The organism is Pseudomonas sp. BF-RE-25 (assembly GCF_019956105.1).
Classification (GTDB): Bacteria; Pseudomonadota; Gammaproteobacteria; order Pseudomonadales; family Pseudomonadaceae; genus Aquipseudomonas; species Aquipseudomonas migulae.
Map to the genome: position 1 here is coordinate 38,531 of NZ_JAHBDB010000027.1, position 22,207 is coordinate 60,737.

At 61.3% G+C, this 22,207-nt stretch carries 24 protein-coding genes; 1 reads left to right on the top strand and 23 read right to left on the bottom strand.

The genetic code is table 11. The annotated features are described in order from the left end of the window. Positions 1-52 precede the first annotated feature (52 nt). The 22 genes from KGB24_RS14190 to KGB24_RS14295 form a co-directional block, all read right to left on the bottom strand. Positions 53-742, bottom strand: a complete 690-nt coding sequence (locus tag KGB24_RS14190; protein ID WP_223414652.1) for a hypothetical protein — start codon at positions 740-742, stop codon at positions 53-55. Beyond that, positions 739-1,887, bottom strand: coding sequence for a DUF2515 family protein (locus KGB24_RS14195; protein WP_223414651.1), 1,149 nt, complete (start codon positions 1,885-1,887; stop codon positions 739-741). Before KGB24_RS14195 ends, KGB24_RS14190 begins: the two co-directional genes overlap by 4 nt. A 230-nt stretch (positions 1,888-2,117) precedes the next feature. After that, positions 2,118-3,344, bottom strand: a complete 1,227-nt coding sequence (locus KGB24_RS14200; RefSeq protein WP_223414650.1) for a beta-ketoacyl-ACP synthase — start codon at positions 3,342-3,344, stop codon at positions 2,118-2,120. Next, positions 3,344-4,072, bottom strand: coding sequence for a 3-oxoacyl-ACP reductase FabG (gene fabG / locus KGB24_RS14205; RefSeq protein WP_223414649.1), 729 nt, complete (start codon positions 4,070-4,072; stop codon positions 3,344-3,346). Before fabG ends, KGB24_RS14200 begins: the two co-directional genes overlap by 1 nt. Further along, the gene (locus KGB24_RS14210; protein WP_008039908.1) at positions 4,069-4,557 is read right to left on the bottom strand and encodes a hotdog family protein; all 489 of its coding nucleotides are present in this window, start codon (positions 4,555-4,557) and stop codon (positions 4,069-4,071) included. The genes fabG and KGB24_RS14210 overlap by 4 nt, the downstream gene beginning before the upstream one ends. Continuing rightward, entirely contained in the window at positions 4,554-5,750 is a 1,197-nt protein-coding gene (locus KGB24_RS14215) for a beta-ketoacyl-[acyl-carrier-protein] synthase family protein (protein ID WP_223414648.1), read from the bottom strand. Before KGB24_RS14215 ends, KGB24_RS14210 begins: the two co-directional genes overlap by 4 nt. Further along, positions 5,747-6,229, bottom strand: a complete 483-nt coding sequence (locus KGB24_RS14220; protein ID WP_317846472.1) for a hypothetical protein — start codon at positions 6,227-6,229, stop codon at positions 5,747-5,749. The genes KGB24_RS14215 and KGB24_RS14220 overlap by 4 nt, the downstream gene beginning before the upstream one ends. Before the next feature lie 134 nt (positions 6,230-6,363). Further along, positions 6,364-7,089, bottom strand: a complete 726-nt coding sequence (locus KGB24_RS14225) for a class I SAM-dependent methyltransferase (protein WP_008025142.1) — start codon at positions 7,087-7,089, stop codon at positions 6,364-6,366. Then, a complete protein-coding gene (locus KGB24_RS14230; protein ID WP_223414645.1) occupies positions 7,086-8,333 on the bottom strand; it encodes an NAD(P)/FAD-dependent oxidoreductase in 1,248 nt (415 codons plus the stop codon). Before KGB24_RS14230 ends, KGB24_RS14225 begins: the two co-directional genes overlap by 4 nt. Next, positions 8,320-9,480: a sodium:proton antiporter gene (locus KGB24_RS14235; RefSeq protein ID WP_223414644.1), complete on the bottom strand. Its 1,161-nt coding sequence runs from the start codon at positions 9,478-9,480 to the stop codon at positions 8,320-8,322. Before KGB24_RS14235 ends, KGB24_RS14230 begins: the two co-directional genes overlap by 14 nt. After that, on the bottom strand, positions 9,477-11,816 hold the full coding sequence (locus tag KGB24_RS14240) for an MMPL family transporter (RefSeq protein ID WP_223414643.1): 2,340 nt from the start codon (positions 11,814-11,816) through the stop codon (positions 9,477-9,479). Before KGB24_RS14240 ends, KGB24_RS14235 begins: the two co-directional genes overlap by 4 nt. Continuing rightward, on the bottom strand, positions 11,800-12,504 hold the full coding sequence (locus KGB24_RS14245; protein WP_223414642.1) for an outer membrane lipoprotein carrier protein LolA: 705 nt from the start codon (positions 12,502-12,504) through the stop codon (positions 11,800-11,802). Before KGB24_RS14245 ends, KGB24_RS14240 begins: the two co-directional genes overlap by 17 nt. Then, on the bottom strand, positions 12,501-12,926 hold the full coding sequence (locus KGB24_RS14250) for an acyl-CoA thioesterase (protein WP_223414641.1): 426 nt from the start codon (positions 12,924-12,926) through the stop codon (positions 12,501-12,503). The genes KGB24_RS14245 and KGB24_RS14250 overlap by 4 nt, the downstream gene beginning before the upstream one ends. Beyond that, positions 12,919-14,463 carry a histidine ammonia-lyase gene (gene hutH, locus KGB24_RS14255; RefSeq protein ID WP_008025133.1) on the bottom strand — a complete coding sequence of 515 codons (1,545 nt, stop codon included), beginning with the start codon at positions 14,461-14,463 and terminating at the stop codon, positions 12,919-12,921. Before hutH ends, KGB24_RS14250 begins: the two co-directional genes overlap by 8 nt. After that, positions 14,444-15,391, bottom strand: coding sequence for a glycosyl transferase (locus KGB24_RS14260; RefSeq protein WP_223414640.1), 948 nt, complete (start codon positions 15,389-15,391; stop codon positions 14,444-14,446). The genes hutH and KGB24_RS14260 overlap by 20 nt, the downstream gene beginning before the upstream one ends. After that, on the bottom strand, positions 15,388-16,122 hold the full coding sequence (locus tag KGB24_RS14265; RefSeq protein WP_008025129.1) for a glycosyltransferase family 2 protein: 735 nt from the start codon (positions 16,120-16,122) through the stop codon (positions 15,388-15,390). The genes KGB24_RS14260 and KGB24_RS14265 overlap by 4 nt, the downstream gene beginning before the upstream one ends. Before the next feature lie 131 nt (positions 16,123-16,253). Next, positions 16,254-17,936, bottom strand: a complete 1,683-nt coding sequence (locus KGB24_RS14270; RefSeq protein ID WP_223414639.1) for an acyl-CoA synthetase family protein — start codon at positions 17,934-17,936, stop codon at positions 16,254-16,256. Continuing rightward, positions 17,933-18,478, bottom strand: coding sequence for a hypothetical protein (locus tag KGB24_RS14275; protein WP_223414638.1), 546 nt, complete (start codon positions 18,476-18,478; stop codon positions 17,933-17,935). Before KGB24_RS14275 ends, KGB24_RS14270 begins: the two co-directional genes overlap by 4 nt. Continuing rightward, the gene (locus KGB24_RS14280) at positions 18,475-18,729 is read right to left on the bottom strand and encodes an acyl carrier protein (protein ID WP_008025124.1); all 255 of its coding nucleotides are present in this window, start codon (positions 18,727-18,729) and stop codon (positions 18,475-18,477) included. The genes KGB24_RS14275 and KGB24_RS14280 overlap by 4 nt, the downstream gene beginning before the upstream one ends. A gap of 9 nt (positions 18,730-18,738) precedes the next feature. Further along, the gene (locus KGB24_RS14285; RefSeq protein WP_008025122.1) at positions 18,739-18,999 is read right to left on the bottom strand and encodes a phosphopantetheine-binding protein; all 261 of its coding nucleotides are present in this window, start codon (positions 18,997-18,999) and stop codon (positions 18,739-18,741) included. Then, positions 18,980-19,789: a lysophospholipid acyltransferase family protein gene (locus tag KGB24_RS14290; protein WP_223414637.1), complete on the bottom strand. Its 810-nt coding sequence runs from the start codon at positions 19,787-19,789 to the stop codon at positions 18,980-18,982. Before KGB24_RS14290 ends, KGB24_RS14285 begins: the two co-directional genes overlap by 20 nt. Continuing rightward, complete coding sequence (locus tag KGB24_RS14295) at positions 19,765-20,490, bottom strand: beta-ketoacyl synthase chain length factor (protein WP_008025117.1); 726 nt, start codon at positions 20,488-20,490, stop codon at positions 19,765-19,767. The genes KGB24_RS14290 and KGB24_RS14295 overlap by 25 nt, the downstream gene beginning before the upstream one ends. A gap of 355 nt (positions 20,491-20,845) precedes the next feature. On the opposite strand from KGB24_RS14295, the gene KGB24_RS14300 reads away from it, so the two are divergent. Beyond that, entirely contained in the window at positions 20,846-21,616 is a 771-nt protein-coding gene (locus tag KGB24_RS14300) for a ParA family protein (RefSeq protein WP_223414636.1), read from the top strand. A gap of 134 nt (positions 21,617-21,750) precedes the next feature. Here KGB24_RS14300 and trxC read toward each other — a convergent pair whose 3' ends face one another. Next, positions 21,751-22,185: a thioredoxin TrxC gene (gene trxC / locus KGB24_RS14305; protein ID WP_223414635.1), complete on the bottom strand. Its 435-nt coding sequence runs from the start codon at positions 22,183-22,185 to the stop codon at positions 21,751-21,753. Between the last annotated feature and the right edge of the window lie 22 nt (positions 22,186-22,207).

Below are 22,207 nucleotides of genomic sequence, written 5' to 3' on the forward strand. Positions count from 1 at the left end.
TCCCACGCACAAAGTGGGAACGATCAGTTCACGGCTCTGCACTGCCAGCGGTCTACTCGGGGATCGACGGTTGCTTGGGATGGCCAGGGTGCAGCGGATTCTCCTGCTCCCATCCTTCTTCAATTTCATCGAAGGGTACCCACGGTCTGGCAATGGAAAGGGTGATGAGATAGCGTTCTTCGGTCGGATTTCTGGAGTCACTGAACTGTCCCAGAACCAGCATTACTTGATACTTGTCTCCTGCCTGCCAGAAGGATCGCCCGGATCGTTCGCTGTCCCCAAGCCTGGCCCGCCATTCGGGTGTATCGGCGATGGTGGGGTTGTTTCGCAGGCCCATCGCCATCCAGCCTTTTCCTCGCCATTGCTCCTGTAAGTCGAGAACGACCTTGAGGGCGTCATCGAGCAGCAACGGTTCTATTTGGGGGGACATGCGGATGTCTTCAATGACATTGTCGTCAAATCCGACAGTGAAAAAGCGAGCCAGAGGCGTGACGAACCCGTACTGCGGGTCAATTAATCGCAATCGTGCATCCACCGAAGGGATGCCGAGCCATAGGTGCCCAGGGAGCAACGGGCTAAAAGAGGCTGAAGAACGGTTACGCATTTCTTCATACGTTCCGCCTATCTCCAGGGCAATTTCCGGTTCTCCCCACAGAGGCTGCTTCAGTTGATGGATGGCAGCCAGCATCAGCACAGCCATAAGCAGCCAGCCAGCGCCTCGGTGCCAGTTGCGCAGGTTCATGCCTCGCCACCCGAGGCGATTTCTCGAATCGACTGCTCTAATGCACCTCGGTTACCGTCGTTGAGCATGCCATCAAAACTTGCCGCAGCCCGGAGTACAAACGGCATGCGTTGATCGATGTCCGACAAGTCAGCCAGTGGATTGCTACTGAAACCAATGGTGCGTCCGTCCTCAACAGGTTGGCATTGGCTCGTGAGGGTCAACTCGATCGCCTGGGCCACGCCAGAGGGAAAACCGGTCACGTAGGCAGCGTGGTTTGCACGTAGCAGAGCCACCACTTGCGGGGCCTCGTAAATGGCGGGCTGCAGAATGTTGCGCTGCTCATGCCTCGCTAGATACACAACGCTCCTGGCAATATCCCCGGCTTCAATCGCCTCGAAAGCAAAAAGAATTTCCTGCTGAAACTGTCCGAAGCGGAGCTTTTTCTGCCCCACCGGCCAAAGCACGGGAAACTTCGGATGCCCATAGATTCCCTCTCGCGCTTCCAGGCACTTCTTCAATTCCTTCAACCCACGCTTTGCATAAAACTCATGCAACGGGAAAATATCCAGAAACAGCGTGGTATTCCCAAGCGCCATCATGTCGTGAACATGTCGGAACTGCTGTTGCACCAGCGACAAGTCTTCCCCCGCTGAACGAAAATCCACCGAAGGCACCGGATTACGCGCATCGGCTTCCTTGTAGTCGCGCAGTTCATCCGCCTGCCCGGACATCTTGTCCGGGGTCAACAAACCATGCTCTCGGCGGCTGTCGCGCATTCGCCCTCGCGTCTCATGCTCTTCGCGAATGAGTTCAATACTGTCCGCCGCATGCAGCAGTCCGCAGCCAACCTGCTTGGAAGCAAACGCCGCGAGCCCGGCCCACTGGAATCTCGAGTCATGCAGCCACAGCCGAGCATAAGCGGCATTTATCACACGATTGCGTTCCATGGGGTCAGCGATCAGAACCCCGCCGGGGGCAACGATTTCTTCGGCTTCGCGTTGGTAGATACGCCAAAGGCATGCGCACGTGAGGATGGGGACGTCGGTCACCATGGTCTTGACGCCGTAAAGCAGTTCTTCTTTGCATTCACAGTCAGCAACGGGCGTGCTGTTGTGGTTCAGGCGTTGTTCATCGCAGGGGTGTACTTTGAAACACTGAGTCATGTCTGGAGGACTGCCTATCAGGGAATTCTTGAACCCTAACAGCCATAAATCCCGCTCAGATCAGGCAGACGAAAAATCAGAAGTCACTGGCAGATGAGATGCGCAAAGCGCGAGGAAATTACGATGAGGCGTGTAGGAAATATCCTCAAGCGCCTCGTCCATCGTCGAAAACCATCTTTTTTGTTGGGGGGAGTCAATGATCGCCGCAAGCAGCGATCATTTGATTTCGCTTAAACCCAGCGCTTGAAGATCAGCGAGGTGTTGACGCCGCCAAACGCAAAATTGTTGTTCATCACATACTGATTGCTCATCTGCCGAAACTCGCCGCGCAGGTAATCGAGCTTGCCGCAGTGCGGATCGACCTCATCGAGGTTGAAGGTGTGTGCGTACAAATCGCGGTTCATCATTTCGATGCTGAACCAGGATTCCAGTGCACCGCAGGCGCCGAGGGTGTGGCCGAGGAAGCTCTTCTGTGAGCTGATCGGCATGTGTTCGCCGAACAGGCTGCTGGTCGCCAGTGTTTCGGCGATGTCGCCCTGTTCGGTCGCGGTGCCGTGACCGTTGACGTAGCCGATGTCCGATGGCTGCAAACCGGCGTCTTCCAGGGCCAGCTCCATCGCGCGGCGCATGGTGGCCTGCTCTGGACGGGTGGTGTGCTGGCCGTCGGCGTTGCTGCCGAAGCCGACGAGTTCGGCGTGAATGTGTGCGCCGCGTGCCAGCGCGTGTTCGAGCTCTTCCAGCACCAGCATGCCGCCGCCTTCACCGATCACCAGGCCATCGCGAGCGCTGTCGTAAGGGCGTGGGGAGGTTTGCGGCGCGTCGTTTTTCAGGCTGGTGGCGTAGAGCGCATCGAAGACCATGGCTTCGGTGGGGCACAGCTCTTCGGCGCCGCCGGCGAGCATCAATGGCAAGCGGCCGAACTTGATCGATTCGTAGGCATAACCGATGCCTTGGCTGCCACTGGTGCAAGCGCTGGAGGTCGGGATCAATCGGCCGGTGAGGCCGAAGAAGATGCTGATGTTGGCCGCCGTGGTGTGCGGCATCATGCGCACGTAGGAGTTGGCGTTCAGGCCTTCGGCCACCGAGTTGAGCAGCATGTTGCCGAATGCCTTGATTTCGTCGGTGCTGCCGGTGGATGAGCCGCAGGCGACGCCCATGCGCCCGTCCTTGATCGAAGGGTCACCCAGCAAACCGGCATCGGCCAATGCCTGTTCCGCCGCGCCGACGGCCAGGCGCGAGACGCGGCCCATGCTGCGCAGTTGTTTGCGGGTCCAGTGGCTCGGCACTTTGAAATCATCAATGGGACCTGCCAGGCGCGTGTTGAGCTCGGTGAAACGGTCCCACTCGTCCATGCGGCGGATGCCGCTGCGGTTGGCTGCGAAGTTGCCGGCGATGGTTTCCCAGTCGCTGCCCAGTGAGGTGATGCCGGCCATGCCGGTGACGACGACGCGCTTCATCAGCACAGGCCTCCGTTGACGGCCAGAACCTGCCGGGTAATGTACGACGCTTCCGCCGACATCAGGAAATTCACCGCGCCGGCCACCTCTTCCGGGGTGCCCATGCGCTGTGCGGGAATCATTTTCATCAGTTCTTCCACTGGCACGTTTTCGTCGAGCATGGCGGTGTCGATCAGGCCGGGTGCGACGCAATTGACGGTGATTTTGCGCTTGCCCAGTTCAATCGCCAACGCTTTTGCCGCGCCGATCAAACCGGCCTTGGAGGCACTGTAATTGACCTGCCCGCGATTGCCGATCAAACCGGAAACCGAGGTGATGCAAACGATTCGCCCGGCGGCGCGACGTCGGATCATCGGCATCATCACCGGGTGCAGCACGTTGTAGAAACCGTCGAGGTTGGTGCGCATCACCACATCCCAATCATCCTCGCTCAGCGCCGGAAAAGCACCGTCACGCGTCAGGCCGGCGTTGAGCACCACACCGTAATAGGCACCGTGGCTTTCCACGTCGGCTTCGAGAATGGCTTTGCAGCTGGCGCGGTCGGACACGTCGAATTGCAGGATGCGCACGTTTCGGCCAATCGCCTCGATTTCGGCTTTCACCGCGAGGGCGTCAGCAAGCCCGCTGCGGCAATGCAGCACGATGTCATGCCCGGCCTGAGCCAGGCGCAACGCGATAGCGCGGCCGATGCCACGGCTGGAACCGGTGACCAGTACGGATTCAGTCATGCCTGCGTTCCTTGTGAAAAGCCTTGTGAAGAGCTTTGTGGGGTTTCATGAAGATATTGAGCGGCCTGAGGCGGGCGAAACACGTTCAGACGGGCGGTAGCGTGAATGCCGGGGGCGTTGATGTGGCATTCGAACACGCCCATGCCGTTGTCGTCCTCCAGTGAACGCAGCCCATGGATAGTCAGCTCGGTGCCGGCGGGAAAGTGGTCGACATTGCATTCGAATTTGCGGGTGCCGAGCAGGAAGCCCAGCTCCACCGCATCACCTCGCTGGCGCGCATGGCAGCCGGCGAAGGCGGCGACACTCTGGGCCATCAGTTCGATGCCGACCCACGCCGGCAGGCTGCCGTCGGGACGGTTGAACAGGCCATCGGGCTTGACGGTGAGGCGGGTGTGGATCTGCTCGTCATCGAACGCGAGGATCTGATCGATGAGGATCATGTCGCCAGCGTGCGGCAGCAGTTCGGCGAGCGGCCAGTCAATCATGGGGCGTCTCCGATAATCAGGCTGACGTTATTGCCACCGAAGGCAAAGGAATTGCTCATCAGGTAGCGAGGTGCAATGGACGCCAGGCGATCGGCCGGGGTCACCCAATTCAGGGCTGGCAGTTGCGGGTCAGGCTGGCCGTCCCAGACATGTGGCGGCAACGTGTGTTTTGGATTGTCAGCGCTCAGGCTCAGCCAGCAGAACGCCGCTTCCAGCGCGCCGGCCGCGCCGAGGGTATGACCGGTCATCGGTTTGGTCGAAGAACACGGCACGCCGGCCGGAAACAAGGCCGACACCGCGAGGCTTTCCATGGCGTCATTGTGTTGCGTGGCGGTGCCGTGCAGGTTCAGGTAGCCGATCTGTTCGGGTTGCAGGTTCGCGCGGCCCAGGGCTTTGCGCATCGCTTGCAGGGCGCCACGGCCGGTCGGTTCCGGCGCGGAAATGTGGTGCGCATCTGAGCTGGCGCCACTGCCGAGCAGTGCAATCGATTGTTTATCGCCAGCCACTTTGGTCATCAGGAACAGCACCGCCGCTTCGCCGATGTTGATGCCGTTACGGTTGACCGAAAACGGGTTGCAACGTTGTTCGGACACTGCTTCCAACGCCGAGAAGCCGTTGAGGGTCAATTTGCACAAACTGTCGACGCCGCCGCACAACACCGCGTCGCACAGGCCCAGATCCAACAGGCGCTGGGCACTCATCAGCGCCCGGGCGCTGGAGGTGCAGGCGGTGGAAATCACATAGGCCGGGCCGCTGAGTTGCAGCCAGTCGGCAAGGAAATTCGCCGGCGCGCCGAGTTCCTGTTGCTGATAGTCGTAATAGTCCGGGAACTGATGTTCGCGGATGTAATGGGCCAGGCCGCGACTGGCTTCATCGATGCCGGACGTGCTGGTGCCGAGGATCACGCCGATGCGGTCGCGGCCGTAGGTCTGGATCGCTTGATCAATGTCGTCGCGGATTTGCAGCGCCGCTTCCAGCAACAATTGATTGTTGCGGGTGCTTTGCTTTAACAGTTCCGCCGGGATCGGCGCCAGATCACCGCGCACTGCGGCCACCGGCAACGAACGTTCCGGCACCCAGCCAGACTCGCTGCGCATGCCGGAGCAATCGCCGGCAAACAGGTTGCGCGCGACTTCGTGCTTGTCGCGGCCCAGGGCGCAGATCACCCCGAGGGCGTTGAGGTAGGCGGTCATGGTGTCTCACCGGACAGGGGCGTGACTTGGTACGTCGGACCTTTGGGCAGGTTCAATTCAAAGCTCATCGGTTGTGAATAACGGACTTCCCAGTGCTCCGGCAGGGATCGTTGCGCGCCATGTTGCCAGGCTGTTGGGTAGTTGCCGCGCAATTCATCCTTGGGCGTCAGCGCAAACACCAACGCCGCGAACAGCTCACGGGCTTCCGGGTTGGGCGGCAACAGGCCGTCCGCTTGCCATTGACCGTCGATCAGTTTCTGACGTGCCTGTGGAATGCCCAGCAGGTCCATCATCGACCAACGAATGCCCGGGCCCTCACGCGCAATCACCAGTACCCAGTCCTGACGCTGGCCGTCCGCCAGACGCTGGATGTGCAATTGCTGCGGCAACGGCAGGCTCGGGATTTGCGCGGGCAGCGGTGCCTTGCTGGCGCAGGCGCTGATCAGCAGGACCGCGCCAATGAGCAAAAATCTCAACACCGCCGCATACCCTGTGGGAGTGAGCCTGCTCGCGATGGCGGCCATACAGTCGACATTTATGCTGACTGACCCACCGCTATCGCGAGCAGGCTCGCTCCCACAGGGTGCACCGTTTAAGCCAATGACAGTGAACATCACACAGCACCTTCAAGCGGTTTGCGCGCCACCACATTGACCAGGGTTTCTTCCCGTTGGCCAAAGGGTTTTGGCTGGCGCAGACCCCAGCGTTCAAGCAGGCCGAAATCCTTGGCGCGACTCCACCACAAGTAAGGATAAGACACGTTGTGCGGGCCGAATTCGAAACCCTGGCGACGAATCATTTCAAGGTACCCCGCGGCGCTCTTCTGCACATGCATCGGATGGCGGAACAACCAGCGGATCACCCAAGTATCAATGTAAGCCTCGGTGGATTCGGCGAACAGCAGATAACCACCGGGCTTGAGCACACGGTAGAACTCGGCGAGCGCTTTGTCCTGTTCCACCAGATGATGGAAGGTCTGGTGGCAGAACAGCAGGTCGACGCTGGCATCCGGCACGGCCAGCGTGGCGCAGTCGCTGCCGATCAACTCCACGTCCATGCCCTGACGGGTGGCTTCTGCGCCGCTCAGGTCGAGGCTGTGCGGGTCGGCGTCCACGCCGATCAGGCGCTGTGGCGCAAAGGTCTGGCGCAGGTACTGGAACGACTTGCCCTGGCCGCAACCGGCATCCAGCAACACTGGATGGGCGGGCAACGGTTCGCTGAAGAGGCTGCGCAGGTCATTGATCGCCACACGCAGCACATGGTGCTGCCAGGTGTGGCTACGCAGGAACCAGAACCCGAAGCGCGTCTCCTCGACGTAGTTGTCGCTCAAGTAGCTCATGTGGCATCCCTTGCACAGAGTTCCGACAGCATCCGCAGTCGGCGTTTCGGTTCGGCGACGAACGGATTGCGTTCATCCCAGGCATAACCGGCGAGGATCGAACTGATCATGCGGCGGATGTCCGGCGAGCTGTCCGGATGGAAAATCACGTCCTGGAACGTCCCGGCATACCAGCCTTCAACATAGCAGCGGAAGGTGTCCACGCCGCGCTTGAGCGGTGTGGCGAACTCGGTTTGCCAGTCGACAGGTTCACCTTGCAGCTGGCGATGCAGAACACCGGCGGCCATGCTCGCCGAACGCATGGCGATGGTCACGCCGGAGGAGAACACCGGGTCGAGAAATTCTGCCGCGTTGCCCAGCAGCGCAAAACCCGGGCCGTGCAGGGTTTTGACGTTGGCCGAATAGCCGCCGATGGTGCGCGCCGGTGTATCCCACACCGCGTTGTTCAACACGCTGGAGAGGCTTGGCGTCTCGGCAATGAAACCGCGCAGGCAATCGTCCAGATTATCGGCACGACCGGCGAAATGCTCCGCCGCTGCGACCACGCCCACCGAGCAACGGCCATTGCTGAACGGGATGGTCCAGAACCAGACATCGCGTTCGGTTGGATGCGTGGTGACGAGGATTTTTGTGCGGTCGAAACCCGGGTGGTCGATGTGGTCTTCGACGTGGGTGAATACCGCCTGGCGCACCGGGAAATTCGAGGGTGCCTCAAGGTCGAGCAGGCGCGGCAGGACGCGGCCGTAGCCGCTGGCATCGAGCATGAAATCAGCCTCGACGCGGTACTCGCTGCCATCCTCGCGCTGCACGCCGAGCAGCGGTTTTTCCCGCTCGATATCGACGCTGACGATCGCTTCGCCATAGCGGATTTCCGCGCCTTGCAGCGCGGCTTGATCGGCCAGCAGTTTGTCGAAATCGGCGCGCTGGACTTGAAACGTGGTCGGCTTGCCGTTGCTGAAGGTGTCGCCGAAATCGAAGGCGCTGTACTGCTCGCCCCAGGCGAACGCCGCACCGGTTTTCAGCTGGAAACCAGCCGCATTGACCGCTTCGAGCATGCCGGCTTCTTCGACGAAATCCAGGCAGTGCGACAGCAGGCTTTCGCCGATGGAGAACCGTGGGAAATGCTGGCGTTCGATCACTAAAACATCGTGGCCCTTGCGCTTGAGCAGCGCGGCGGCGATGGCGCCCGATGGACCGGCGCCGATGATCACTACCTGACGACGTTCCATTTCAACGATTGGCATGGGGGCTCCTTGCCGGGACGGCAGCTTTCAAAGGGATTCGGTGCATGCCGGCCAATGCCGGCAGCAATGTCGCGATAAGACCCATCAGCATCAGCGCAAAGTACAGCGGCGGGCTGATGAGGTGTTGTTGCAGCAGCAGGTTGAGAAAGACGATCTCGCTCAAGCCGCGAATATTGAGCAGCACACTTTCGCGCCAGCGGCTGGCGCCCGCAAACGAAGCGCCGGCCCAGCCAAGTCCCAGCCAGTTGCCCAGCAGTTTGCTGGCAATCGGGAACAGCAGCAGCGCAGCCAGTTGCGCCCAGCTCAGGCTGTCCATGGCGCTGTGGACGTTGATCTGCACGATGCCGAACGTCAGGATCAACGGGATCGCGATCCAGGTCTGCAGGCGATTCATCCACGCCGCCGGCATTGGCAGCACCAGCGGCACCTTCAGCGCGGCCATGCAGAACAAGTAACCGATGCCGACAATCAGCGCATTGAGCTTGTAGTGCTCGGCCACCACCAGCAACCCGAAGAAACACCCGCTGTAGAGCCGTGGCTGGCGCAAGCCGAGTACCCGCAGCAGCACGGGCACGCATGCGCAGGCCAAGGGCAGCAGCAAACTGCTCAGGTGCAGGCTGCCTTGGGCGACGGCGAACACGGTCCAGCACGTGAGGTCGATGAGGATCGCGGTTTGTACCAGGCGCCGGGTCGCGGCGACCGGGTAATCGATATGCCGAAGGTACAGGTACAACACCGGAATCGCGGTAATGGCGAACAGCAGGCCGACCGCCAAAGAGCTGATCCACGGCTGTGGCGGCAGCAGCCAGATCGCTGTCGCGAGCCCGCCTGCGAACGGAATGCAGAAACTCGGCAGGGCGATTTTCAGGCTCTGGCGGTCTAGGCGCAGGTCGATCACGTCGCTGAGGATGTAGCCCAGCAACAGTGCGAAACTCAGGCTGTAGAGGTTTTTCAGCCAGATCGGTGCGACCAGTGTCGCGCCGCTCAAGTGCCACTGAGGTTCGATCCAGAAGTACATCAGCAGCGGCAAACCGACGGTGGCCAGCAACAATTGGCTGACGATCGGGATCAAACCGAAGTGGCGCCCGACACGCGTGGCCACGGCGAACAACGCCAGGGCCATTGCCCAGAACAGCACGACCATCATGCTGCAGACTCCGCGACCGTGGCGGCCTGCACGTGCCGTCCGGCCCACGGCGCGAGGATGAAGCTGAACGCCAGGCCGAGGCTCACCGACAACCCGAAGTTGCTCACCGCCGGGGTGCTGGACACGGCCAGCAATCCGAACGACAGCCAAGTGGTCAACGCCGCCAGCAAGGTGCCCAGCAGGCTGACGGCGGCGCCGCCGACCTGTTCGCGCATGAGGATCGCGTAATCGACGCTGATCGCCGTCACCAGCAGCAGGCCGAACAGGCTGAACAACGTCAGCGGCTGTCCGAGCCAGCCGAGACTGGCGAGGCTGCACAGCGCCGCCAGCAACGGCAGGGCGACGATGCGCAAGGCGCCGCCAAGGCCGAACGGCAGGATCAGCACCAGCACGATCAGCACGCAGGAGGCGAGTTTCAGTTCCGCAGCGCTGATCTGGGTTTTGGCGAACACGTTATTCAATTCGCCCAGGCGATCCACCAGTTCCACCCCCGGCAGATCCAGCGCTTGCACCCGCAGCAGTGCAGGGTTGTTCAGGCCTTGCAAACTGACCATCGCCGCCACGCCGTCCTCGGTGGGGCCCAGCCATAGCGTGCGATAGGGTTCGGCCAGCGGACCGGTCAGTGCGCTGTCGATGTCTTCAACCGGCAGTGCTTGCAGCTTCGCCAATTCGGTTTTCAGTGCTTCGACCGGCACGCCGACGTCGAGCAGCGGTTGCCAGAACGCCGGCAACTTGTTCAGCGCTTCGCGCACTTGCCGTTGCTCGCTGGGCTGGCTGACCAGTTGATTCAGCGACAGATAGCCTTGAAGTTTGTTCAGATTGACCAACTGATCCAGCCGCTCGCTCAACGCGGTTTGGCGTTCGAGCAATGCTTGTTGATTGGCCGCTCGCACCAGGAAGAACTGGCTGGTGGGTTGGTAGCCGGTGATGCGTGCAATGGTCTGGGCTTCGTCGGTCAATTGCTGCGGTGCGCCGACCCATTGGCGAATATCGTTTTTGGTGTCGAGCTGCAACAGACCGCCCACACAGAAGGCAATCAGCAGCGCCAGCAGCACGGGCGTACGGGCGAATTTCAACAGCCTTTCGCGCAGTGCCAGCAAATACTCGGCGACGCGCAATGGCCATTGCGCCGGGCGCAAATCCGAACCCTTGAGCAGCGCAGGCAAAAGGCACACCGCCGACAGGTAGGCGCCGAGCAGGCCGGCGGCGGAGAACACGGCGATCTGGGTCAGGGCCGGGAACGGGGTCCAGGCCAGCGCGAGGTAACCGATGCAACTGGTGATCAGGCTCAGCGTCAGCCCCGGCAAGGTCAGGCGCAACGCCGGCCAGCTGTGCCAGGGTTTCAGGCTCCAGCTCTTGGACAAATAGTGCAGCGGGTAATCGACCGCGACGCCGATCAGGCTGGAGCCGAGCACGAGCGTCATCACATGCATATGGCCGAACAGCGCCACGCAGGCCACCGCGCCAAACAGCATGCCCACCAGCACCGGGACGAATGCCAGCAATACGCGCAAACGGCGGAAGGCCAGCAACAACAGCAACAGAATACCGACGGTGGCACCACCGCCGACCCAGGTTATCTCGCGTGTGGCTTGCCGCTGCCCGTTGGCCGCGTAGAGCAAGCCGCTAGCGGCCAGCAGTTGCACGTCAGCCTGGGCCGCTTCTTCACGGCTGTGCTTGAGCAGATCGGCCACTTGCAGCGGCAGGTTCATGTCGAAAGCGTTGCCGGTGGTGCGCGCCCGCAGCAACACCCAGCTCTTGCCGTCGGCATCGGCAACCAGTGCGCCGCTGCCGATGTCCAGTTGCACTGAACCATGTTGCGGCTGGCTGTTCTGGATGCGCCCGGTCAGGCCCAGCCAGTCATCCTGACTCGGCACCAGGCTGAAACCGGTGAATGGGTCGAACAGTGCTTGCACCCGTTGCTGGATGAACGCGTCGGGGTGCTCGATCAATTGTTGGCGATCCGCTGCCGAGAGCATCGCCAACCGGCCTTGCAGCAGTTGCGTGCGCAGCGCCGGCAAGTCGGCTTGCAGGGTCCACTGGACCTTTTCGAACAAACCGCTGGCCTGCCATTGCTCGCCCAGTTTCTGCGCCATGGCGACGGCTTGCTGGCGATCGGTGTGACCGACCAGCACCAGCATTTCGCGGTTCAGCGGTTCTTGCATGCGTTGTTCGGCGCGCAGTTCCAGCGCGTCCGGCGCCGTGCCCGGCACCAGTTCCATCAAGTTGGCGGACAGCGGCGCGCCGTCGCGCCATTGCCAGCCGGCGAGTGCGAGCACCGCTAGCAGCAGGATGAGAAACAGCCGTGGAAGCGTGCGTTCACTCGGCAAAGTCATGTTGCTCCGCGTCGCTCAACGGTTGGGTGCTGGTGCTGTCCTGCATCCGCAGCAAGGTGCTGTCGCCCTGGGTTTCCAGCAGTTCGATGGTGTTCACCAATTCGCCGCCGGTGATGTTGATCTGATTGAACACCTGCTTGAGCAGCAGCGAACGCGGGGTCAGCGTCAGTTTCCAGTTCTGCGCCTCACCGCTCAGCGACAGTTCGAAGTCCCGTTGCAGCCCGCTGCTGTCGCCTTGCAGCACGGCGAGGAACAAGCGGTTCTGCTCGGCGCCGGCACTCTTGCCGGGCAGCATTTGCCAGCCGCTGGCGTCACGCCGCGCGATGCCTTTGCCGGTGATGCGGTAATCCTGTTGCAGCGGCGTTTTCAGCAACCACAGCAAGCCGTGGTTTTTCGCGAGAACGAAGGTGCCTTTGCTGGTCAGCGGCTGGGGCAGGGCGCGCAGGTGTTTTTCCTGGATGAAGTGGCCGTGGATCACATCGGGTTTGGCCAGTTGATCGCTGAGCTGTTGCAGATCAAACGCCTGTGCCAGCCCCGGAATACCCAGCAACACGCACAACACTGTAGGAGCGAGCTTGCTCGCGAAAAACCTGAGAGCGCTGCGCAGAGTCAGGTGCCCAGCGTCATCGTTAACGACCATCGCCGGCAAGCCGGCTCCTACAGGGGAACGGGGGTGGCAGAAAATCATGGCAGGGCCCTTGCGACGGCATCGGTGAAGATTTTTGGCGAAGCCAATTGCATCTCACGGCTGCCCATGTCGACTGCAACCTGCACGGAGACGGCGCGGGTCAAGCGTTCGCCGGTTTCCAGGTCGCTGATCAGGTAGTTGATCTTCAGCCGGTTCTCCCACTCCACCAGATTGGCGCGCACGTTCAGCTTTTGGCCGAACACCGCACCACGCACATAGCGCAATTGCAGGTCGATCACCGGCCAGGCATAGCCCGACTCGGACATGGCCGTGTAGTTGTGGCCGATTTTATCCAGCAGCGCACAACGGGCGATTTCCAGGTACTTGATGTAATGGCCGTGCCAGACCACGTTCATGCTGTCGACGTCAAAGAACGGCACGAGGATTTCCGTATCGGTGTGAAGCACTCCCTTGCTACGCATGCAGCCTCCAGTGTTGCTCGGCAATCCGTTTCAGGCACAGGCGCAATTCACCTTCCAGCGCGCGGTCTTCGATGACCGGCGGGAAGTCCTTGGCCAGCTCTTCATGCATGGCAGCAAGGGCCGGTGGCAACGGGCGCGCGTCCTCGGCCTTGCTGCGCAGCCACACGCCCTGATTGGCGGCGAGCAGCGTGGCGGCGGCGACCTGTTCGGTCAGCTCCAGCACACGAATGGCATCGCGGGCAGCGATGGTGCCCATGCTCACTTTGTCTTGGTTGTGGCATTCGGTGGAGCGTGAAAACACGCTGGCCGGCATGGTGTTTTTCAGCGCTTCGGCAGTCCAGGCGCTGGTGCCGATCTGCACGGCTTTAAAGCCGTGGTTGAGCATCGCGCGATCTGCCGTGGCGCCGGACAAATTGCTCGGCAAGCCATGGTTGTAACGCTCGTCCACCAGCAACGCGAGTTGACGGTCGAGCAGGTCAGCCACGTTGGCCACCAGGTTTTTCAGGCTGTCCATGGCGAACGCGATGTGACCGCCGTAGAAATGCCCGCCGTGCAGCACGCGCTCGGCTTCGGCATCGATGATCGGGTTGTCGTTGGCGCTGTTGAGTTCGATCTCGATGAACGAACGCAGCCAGTTCAGGCTGTCGGCCAAGACGCCCAGTACGTGCGGTGCGCAGCGCAGGGAATAACGGTCTTGCAGGCGATGCAGCGGCGCGGTCGGCGCATCGATCGCCAGGTCCTTGCGCAACCACGCGGCGACTTGCATTTGCCCCGGATGCGGTTTGGTGGCGAACAGGCGCTCGTCGAAGTGCTCCGGATTGCCTTGCAGCGCGACCACGTTCAGCGCGGTGATGCGCGTTGCCAGTTGCAGCAGGTAATCGGCGCGGGCATAGGCCAGGCAAGCGAGGCCGGTCATGACGGCGGTGCCGTTCATCAGCGCGAGGGCTTCTTTGGGGCGCAGCACCAGCGGCTCCCAACCGAGTTCGCGGTGCACATCGGCGGCCTGGCGGCGTTCGCCACGGAAAATCACTTCGCGTTCGCCGGACAAGGTCGCCGCGACATAGGACAGCGGCGTCAGATCACCGCTGGCGCCCACCGAGCCTTCTTCCGGGATCAGCGGCAAAATGTCGTGTTCAAGGAATGCTTGCAGGCGTTCCAGCAGCTCAATGCGAACCCCCGACACGCCGTGGCACAGCGACTGCAAACGTGCAGCCAGCACCGCGCGGGTGGCTTGGGCGTCGAGCAGTTTGCCCAGGCCGCAACCGTGGAACGTGTACAGATGACGCGGCAACGCTTCGACGTGATGCAGCGGCACCGCGACCACGCAGGAATCGCCGTAACCGGTGGTCACGCCATAAATCACGCCTTCCTTGTCCAGCAGGGAATCGAGGAATCGTGCGCCCTTGGCGATGCGCTCGCGGTACGCAGGGTCAGCCTGCAACTGCGTCGGCACCTGACGGTTGGCCAGGGCCAGCACGTCTTCGATGCGCAAAGGGAGTTCGCCGAAGGTTACCGGCTCAAGCGTTGGCGTCGTCATCGGTCTTCCAGAAAGGGTAAAAGTTGAACCATTGTTGAGGTGCTTCGAGGCAATAGTGACCCAGGCGCTCGGCGTAGCGGGTCGCCCACTGATGAATGACCTGCTCGCGGTCGCTGCGCTTCCAGGTGATCGAGTCGGCGAACGGTTCGAGGGTCAGTCGATAATCGCCGTCGGGTTTTTTCAGGCACAGCATCAGGTTGACCGGGCATTTCAACAGGCCGGCCAATAACCACGGGCCCTGCGGAAACTTTGCCGGATGGCCAAGGAAATCCACGGTCACGCTGCGACCGCCGTGCAACGGCACGCGATCACCGGCAATCGCCAGCCATTCGCCGCGCTCCAGGCGCTCGTGCAGTTGCAGCATGATCACCGGGTCCAGTTCGCTGACCTGAATCAGCCGCAGATTGGTGGCCCCAGCTTCGCCCAGCAGACGATTGAACTGCTCGGCGTGCTTGGTGTGCACCAGCACGTTCATCGTGACCTTTTCGCCGATCTCCGCCAGTGCGCGGCAGACTTCGAGATTGCCCAGGTGTGCGCCCACCAGCAGTTGCCCGCGGCTGCCACGCAACTGATTGCGCAGCAACGCCGGGTCGACGATTTCGATCTGCTCGATGCTCAGCTTGCCGCTCCACACGTCGAGTTTGTCGAGCATCGAATCAGCGAAGGCCATGAACTGACCGAATACCCGCCAATGGGTCGGGCGCAATTCAGTGCGAGCGCTCCAGTCGGCGAGGCATTGCTGGTATTGCCAGGCACTGCGGCGAGCGCTGCGACCGAACAGGAAAAAGTACAGAACGATGCCGTACAACAGCGGGCTCAACAGTCGGCGGCCAAGGACTTTGGCGCCGAACGCAGTGAGCTTCATCAGCCAGAAACTGCCGCGCTCCTCGCGGTCGGCCCAATGCTTTTTGTCGACGTTGCTGCTCATGCTCGCCACCGTCGCCAGAGGATCACCGGCGCCCGCAGCAACATGCCGAAGAACAACCGGGTGTGCATGCTCGAAATCAGCACATTGTCGTGGAACATGCGGAAATGCGAGACGCCGTCCAGCGGGTAATGCACCTTGGTGGGCAACCACTGCATCGGCTGATTGCGCCAGGACAGGCGCACCAGAATGTCCGAGTCGAAGTCCATGCGCTTGCCGACTTTGGCCGATTCGATCACGGCCAGGGTCGGTGACAATGGATAGACGCGGAAACCGCACATGGAATCGCGAATCTGCAACGACAAGGTGTTGATCCACACCATCACGTGCGTCAGGTAGCGGGCGTACAACCGACCTTTCGGCACGCTGGCGTCATATTGCGGATAGCCGCAGATCACTTCGCGCGGATGGGTGCGTGAGTGCTCGATGAACGTCGCGACGTCTTGCAGGTCGTGTTGACCGTCGGCGTCCACCTGCAAGGCGTGGCTGAAGCCCAGGCGTGAGGCTTCGCGCAGACCGGTCATGACCGCACCGCCCTTGCCCTGGTTGGCGGCGAGACGGATCAGGTAGACCATCTCGCGCTCAGCCAGGCGATCGAGCACCTTGGCGCAGGCCGGGCTGCTGGCATCGTCCACCAGAATGCACGGCAGGCCGCAGGTAATCAGGGCGTCGACCACCGTGGTGATGGCGGTTTCGTGGTTGTAGACGGGTACGACGGCGCAGGGGTTATGCATGTTGGCATCCACCCGCAAGACCGAGTTGCCTGCATCGCGAGCAGGCTCGCTCCCACACTAGATTCGTGCGCGACGCAGACACCCTGTGGGAGCGAGCCTGCTCGCGATTGAGTGCGCAGCACTCACCAAATTTATGCATCACTCGAAGCCTCCAGCAAAATCCGCCCGCTGGAACACGTGGCGGTCTCGTTGCGATAGGCGAAATACAACTTGCTGCGTACCGGATCGAAACGCAGGTGTAACTGGATTTCATCGCCGGGGCGCACCAGTTGCTGGAACTTCAGCACTTCCATGCCGGCGAATTTTTCCGGCAGGTTCATCAACTGTTGGCCAAGGCTCAACGCCCAATCCACTTGCACCACGCCGGGCAATACCGGCGCCTGAGGGAAATGGCCGCTGAAGTAGGCGAGGTCCGGTGGCACTGCCAGTTGCAGGCTCCATTCGCCATCGACTTCGACCTGCTCCAGCACTTGTGGTGCCTTTGGACGCGGCGCGAGCAGCTGCGCTTCGACGTCGGCCTGAGGCAGTTTGCCCTGAGCGTTCAGCGGCAACTGCCGCAGTAAACGCCAGCGTCGAGGCAAGGCAAGGGCTTCGCAATGCTGGCTCAGGTGTTGGCGCAATGCCTGAGTGAGGGTGCGTCGACCTTGATTGCGCAAGGCATGCAAACCTTGCTCGCTCAGCACCAGCAATGCACCCAGTGACGCGCGATTTTCCTGAACCACGCCCAGGCGCGCTTCGGCGACCCAGTCGTGGGCCATCAGCGCGTGTTCCAGCATCGGCAGCGAGATACGTTTTTCTTCCAGTTTGACGATCCGGTCCAGACGGCCCAGCAATTCGAAGCGGCCATCGGCAGCGATTCGCGCGGCATCCGCGGTGTGTTCAATATGGCCCGGTAGCAGGTACGGCGAGGCAATGAGCAGCGCGCCATCGCTGTCCTGGCTCAATTCGATGCCGGCAAACGGCCGCCACAAATCAAGTCCCTGGCGCCAGGCAATGCCGCCGGTTTCCGAGCTGCCGAAGATTTCCGTCGGCCACTGTTGCAGGCGTTGCTGCAGGCTTTGCGCCGCCTCGGCCGGCAATGCGCCGCCCGAGGAAAACACCCGACGAACCGCGCTCAAGGCCGGCCAGTCGAGGTTGTCGCCCATGCGTTTGAGCAGCGCCGGGCTGGCGACCCAGGCAAAGGCCGGGTGTTCGCGGCTGGCGCGCTGCAAATCTTCCGGAAAGGCCAGTTGCTTGCGCACGAACGAGCGCCCGGCACACAGCGGCCACAACACCCGAAACAGCAAACCGTAGATGTGTTGGGTGGCGACGCTGCCGATGATGCAGGCTTCAGCCAGATCGGCGCCCCAGAGGTGTTCCAGCGCTTCGACTTCATTGGCCAGTTGGCGCAGGTTTTTGTCGATGCGTTTGGGCGCGCCACTGGAGCCGGAGGTGCACAGGCTAAGCGTGCAGCGATCCAGGTCCAGCGCAGCGCCACTCAGCGGCGCATGGCGATAGTCGCTCAGCTGCGCGTCATCGGCCTGATCCGTCAGCCACAGATCGACTTCGCTCGACCAGCGCTGGCGCGTCTGGGGTTGCAGGTCGGCAGGCAGCAATACGCTGACCCCGGCACGCCAGGCGCCAAGCAGGGCAATCGCCAGGTCGGCGGCGCATTCCAGATGCACGGCAATGCGCCGCACACCCTGCGCTTGCAGGCCGGCGGCCAGGCTCAGGGCCTGTTCGCACAATTGTGCGTGATTCAGCACCGGCCCGGCCGTCACGGCGCGTTCCGGTTGAGCCTTGAGCAACAGTTGCTCAAGTTTTATCCAATTCATGGGTGGCCTCGTACCCGTTGTCGTATGAGCCATTCAATGGCAAACATCAGGCCGATCAATCCATAGGAGATCAGGCCGGTGTACAACATCCACCAACTCAGCGGCGCCCAGAGGGTCAGGGCGGCGGCGCACAATCCGTTGCAAAGAAAAAACCAGCACCAGGCAATGGTGACCTGGCGGGTGTAACGAATGGCCTTGGCCGGCAAGCGTGGCTCACGCAGGCGGGCCAGACGCTCGATCATCGGCGGGCCGAATTTCAGGCTCAACCCGAACAGCGCCAGCATGAAGCCGCTGATCAGCACGGGGTACCAGCGCAGCATGGCGGGGCTGTCGAACAGTGCGAGCAACAGGCAAAACACGATGGCGACGATGGCCATCCACAGGCTTCCCGGTCGACGCACGCCCGTCACCGCTCGCGCCAGCCACAGGCTGCCCAGCAGCAGGCCGAACTGCCACGGGGCGAAATGCTCCATGCCGAAATACACCGCGAAAGGGTACAGCAGCCCCGCGAGCAGCAGGCCGAGGCCGATCAGTCGACTCATGCGGCCGGCTGAACCAGACGGTAGACCGCCTCGACGACGTCGCTGACGGTACGCACCGATTTGAATTCTTCGGCGGCGATTTTCTTGCCGGTCTGGCGTTTGATGTGATCGATCAGGTCGACCGCGTCAATGCTGTCGATTTCCAGGTCCTGATACAGGTTGGAGTCGAGGCTGACACGTTCTGGATCCAGCTCGAAGAGTTCGACCAAGGCATCGCGCAAGGTGTTGAAAATGTCGTCACGAGTTTGCATGGTCCGGTCTCAAGCTGCCTGTTTTGCAGTGACGAACGCCGCAAGGCTCGCCACGTTGCTGAAGTGATTGCGGGTGTCCTTGGCGTCGGCATCGATTTTGATGCCGTACTTTTTCTGGATCGCCAGGCCGAGTTCCAGGGCGTCGACGGAGTCCAGGCCCAGGCCTTCACCGAACAGCGTCTGGTCGTTGCCGATGTCTTCGACGCTGATGTCTTCGAGGCCAAGGGCGTCGATGATCAGCAGTTTTATTTCACGGTGCAGATCGCTCATCTTCGGCGAGCTCCTTAATAAAGTAGTGATGCAGGTAATCATTGAGCTTGCGCGAGGCTTGAGGCGCCGGGCCTTGTGCAGCGAAGGCCTGTGGGTCTATATCGGCCCCGACACGGAAACTGAAGTGCACGCGACGTTTGGGGATCCGATACCAGGGTTCGGCCTTGGTCAAGGTGGTCGGGCTGACCTTGATGACCACGGGAGTGAGGATTTTCGCACCGCGCAGTGCGATCGACGCCGCACCCCGATGGAAGGCGGGTGCTTCGCCGGGCTGGGTGCGGGTGCCTTCGGGGAAAATGATCAGGGTCTGGCCGCTTTTCAGCGCGTCGGCCGCGGCGTCGAGCATGTCCATGCTGCCGTCGTTGCTGATGTATTCGGTGCAGCGTAACGGGCCACGGGTGAAGGGGTTTTCCCACAGGCTGCTTTTGACCACGCAGTTGGAATGGCGCACCAGGCCGATCAGGAACACCACGTCGATCAGCGATGGGTGATTGGCGATGATCATTTGCCCGGGGCGGCCGAGTTTTTCCGCGCCCTCGATGTTGTAGGTCAGCACGCCGGTGCGGGCCATGAACCGGACGAAAAACCAGAAACAGCGGCTGACGGTTTGCCGCGCACGCAAGCGGTGCGTCTGCGCATCGCCGGGCAGACAGCCCAGCACCGGGAATACCACCAGGCGCAGGCACAGCCCGCCCAATCCGAAGAGGGTGAAGCTTGCGGCGGTGGCCAGCAAACGCCAGTAATAGGCGTCGCGGTTTTTTTCGGTTACCGATTGCGTTGCCAGTTCCATACACGATTTTTCCAGGCATGTTGGCAGGTGGTCTGCTGGCCCAGCAGGGTACGCAAGAGATTCAGGGCATGGGGCCATTGGGCTTTGGACAACTCATCCGAAGTGCTGTTCAAGGACAGTTGCCAGTCATTGCCCGGTGTGAGCAACAAAGCCACCGCGTAGGGAAATGGCACGTCGTCGATCCAGGTCGAATAGGCTTCGGGTGGCTGCTCTTCGGTGACCACCAGCAGGACTGCGGGCGCTCCTTCGCCAAGCAGCGCCGCAGCCTCTAGCATGCCGTGTTCAAGGCCATCGCCGGCTGCAGCCAGAGCGGTCATTTCGCTGGTTTCGCCGCGCATGATCGACCACAGTCCGATGACTGCGTTGTGCACAGACAGGCTGAACTGGGTCGGCGACAGGGGCTGATCGGCGGCCAGATCGCTGAGGATATCGAAGGTACGCGGGGTTTCGCCGTGGCGGGAAATAAAGACCAACGGTAGGTCAGGGCGACCATCGGCCAACGGCCAGCCGACACTGAACGCCATCCGCGCCAGACGGCTGAGCCGCCGCCGTTGCATGGCCGGCAGAAACGAGACGTCGGGGGCGGCATCGCAGCTTGGCAGCACGACCGGTTGTCGGCTCCAGGCCTGCCAATCGTCCACGCTTTCGAGCCCAGGGGCCCACGCGCGCCATTGGGCGATGTTGAAGTTGATCACAGACATTCATCCCGCCCCTGCGGGCTTTCTTGACGCGGCAAGTCGCAAAATCAGCGATTCACCTGACGTGACGCTGAGCGCCGAGTGGCGCGCATTATCCCGTTGCGGCGGGCGCGTAGCAAATGCTGGTTACATTTTGCTCAACGAAATGTACCGATTGGTTCGTGAAAAGCTGTCGTTTGGCCATTATCCACATCGAGTCGCGTATGTCTGTTGGCTACGGGCGCATTTTTCCGGACGATAAGGCGGCTTTTTCAGTGAGTGTTTGCACCTGACTGCGTAGTCCCTGTGCCGGCGAGGTAGCTAAGCGACGCCGTGGACTACTACACTCGGTCATTCTTTGATACACGGAGGTTTTGACATGCGGCGCGTGGTATTCAATCAGAAAGGCGGCGTAGGCAAATCCAGCATTGCCTGCAATCTGGCGGCGGTCAGTGCCAGCGAGGGCTATCGCACCCTGTTGGTAGATCTCGACGCTCAGGCCAATTCGACCCAGTACCTCACCGGGCTCACCGGTAATGACATTCCGATGGGGATTGCCGACTTCTTCAAGCAAACGCTGTCTTCAGGCCCGTTCTCGAAGAAAAACCAGGTCGATATCTACGAAACCCCGTTCGACAACCTCCACGTCATCACCGCCACCGCCGAACTGGCGGACTTGCAGCCCAAGCTTGAGGCGAAACACAAGATCAACAAGCTGCGCAAACTGCTCGACGAGCTGGCCGAAGATTACGACCGGATCTACCTCGATACGCCGCCAGCGCTAAATTTTTATGCGGTGTCTGCCTTGATTGCCGCCGATCGTGTATTGATCCCCTTCGACTGCGACAGTTTCTCGCGTCAGGCACTGTACGGTTTGCTGGCGGAAATCGAAGAATTGAAGGACGACCACAACGAAGGGCTGGAAGTGGAAGGCATCGTCGTCAACCAGTTCCAGGCCCGCGCCAGCCTGCCTCAGCAGATCCTCGACGAGCTGATTGCCGAAGGATTGCCCGTGCTGCCGGTGTACCTGGGCACTTCGGTGCGCATGCGCGAATCGCATCAGGCCAACACGCCGCTGATCCACCTCGACCCACGGCACAAGCTGACCCAGCAATTCGTCGAGCTGCACAACCTGCTGGAAAATGCCTGATCTTCCCGGCACCACCGAACCCCTGTGGGAGCGAGACCGGCTTGCCGGCGATAGCGGTGTGTCAGACAACATCAATGTTGAATGACAGATAGCAATCGCGAGCAGGCTCGCTCCCACAATTGATCGCGGTGTTCTTAAATCCCTTGGCTACGCAACCAGCTCATCAACTGCGGCAACGGAAACGCCCCGCTCTGGCGTGCCACTTCCCGGCCGTTCTTGAACAGAATCAGGCTCGGAATCGAGCGAATCCCCAACTGCGCCGACAACTGCTGATTCGCCTCGCTGTCCAGCTTGGCCAGCCTGCATTTGCCCGCCAACTGACTGGCTGCCTGTTCAAACACCGGCGCAAACGACTTGCACGGCCCGCACCAGTCTGCCCACACGTCCACCAGCAACGGCAGATCGCCCTTGATCTGACTGGCGTAATCACCTTGTTTCAATTCGAAAGGCTTGCTCAGCAAGACCTCGGCTTTGCAGCGCCCGCATTTCGGCTGATCGCCGAGGCGCTCGGCGGGGATGCGGTTGAGGCCGTTGCAGTGGGGGCAGGGGATGAGGAGTGGGTCGGACATAATCGGGCTCTGAATAAATGGG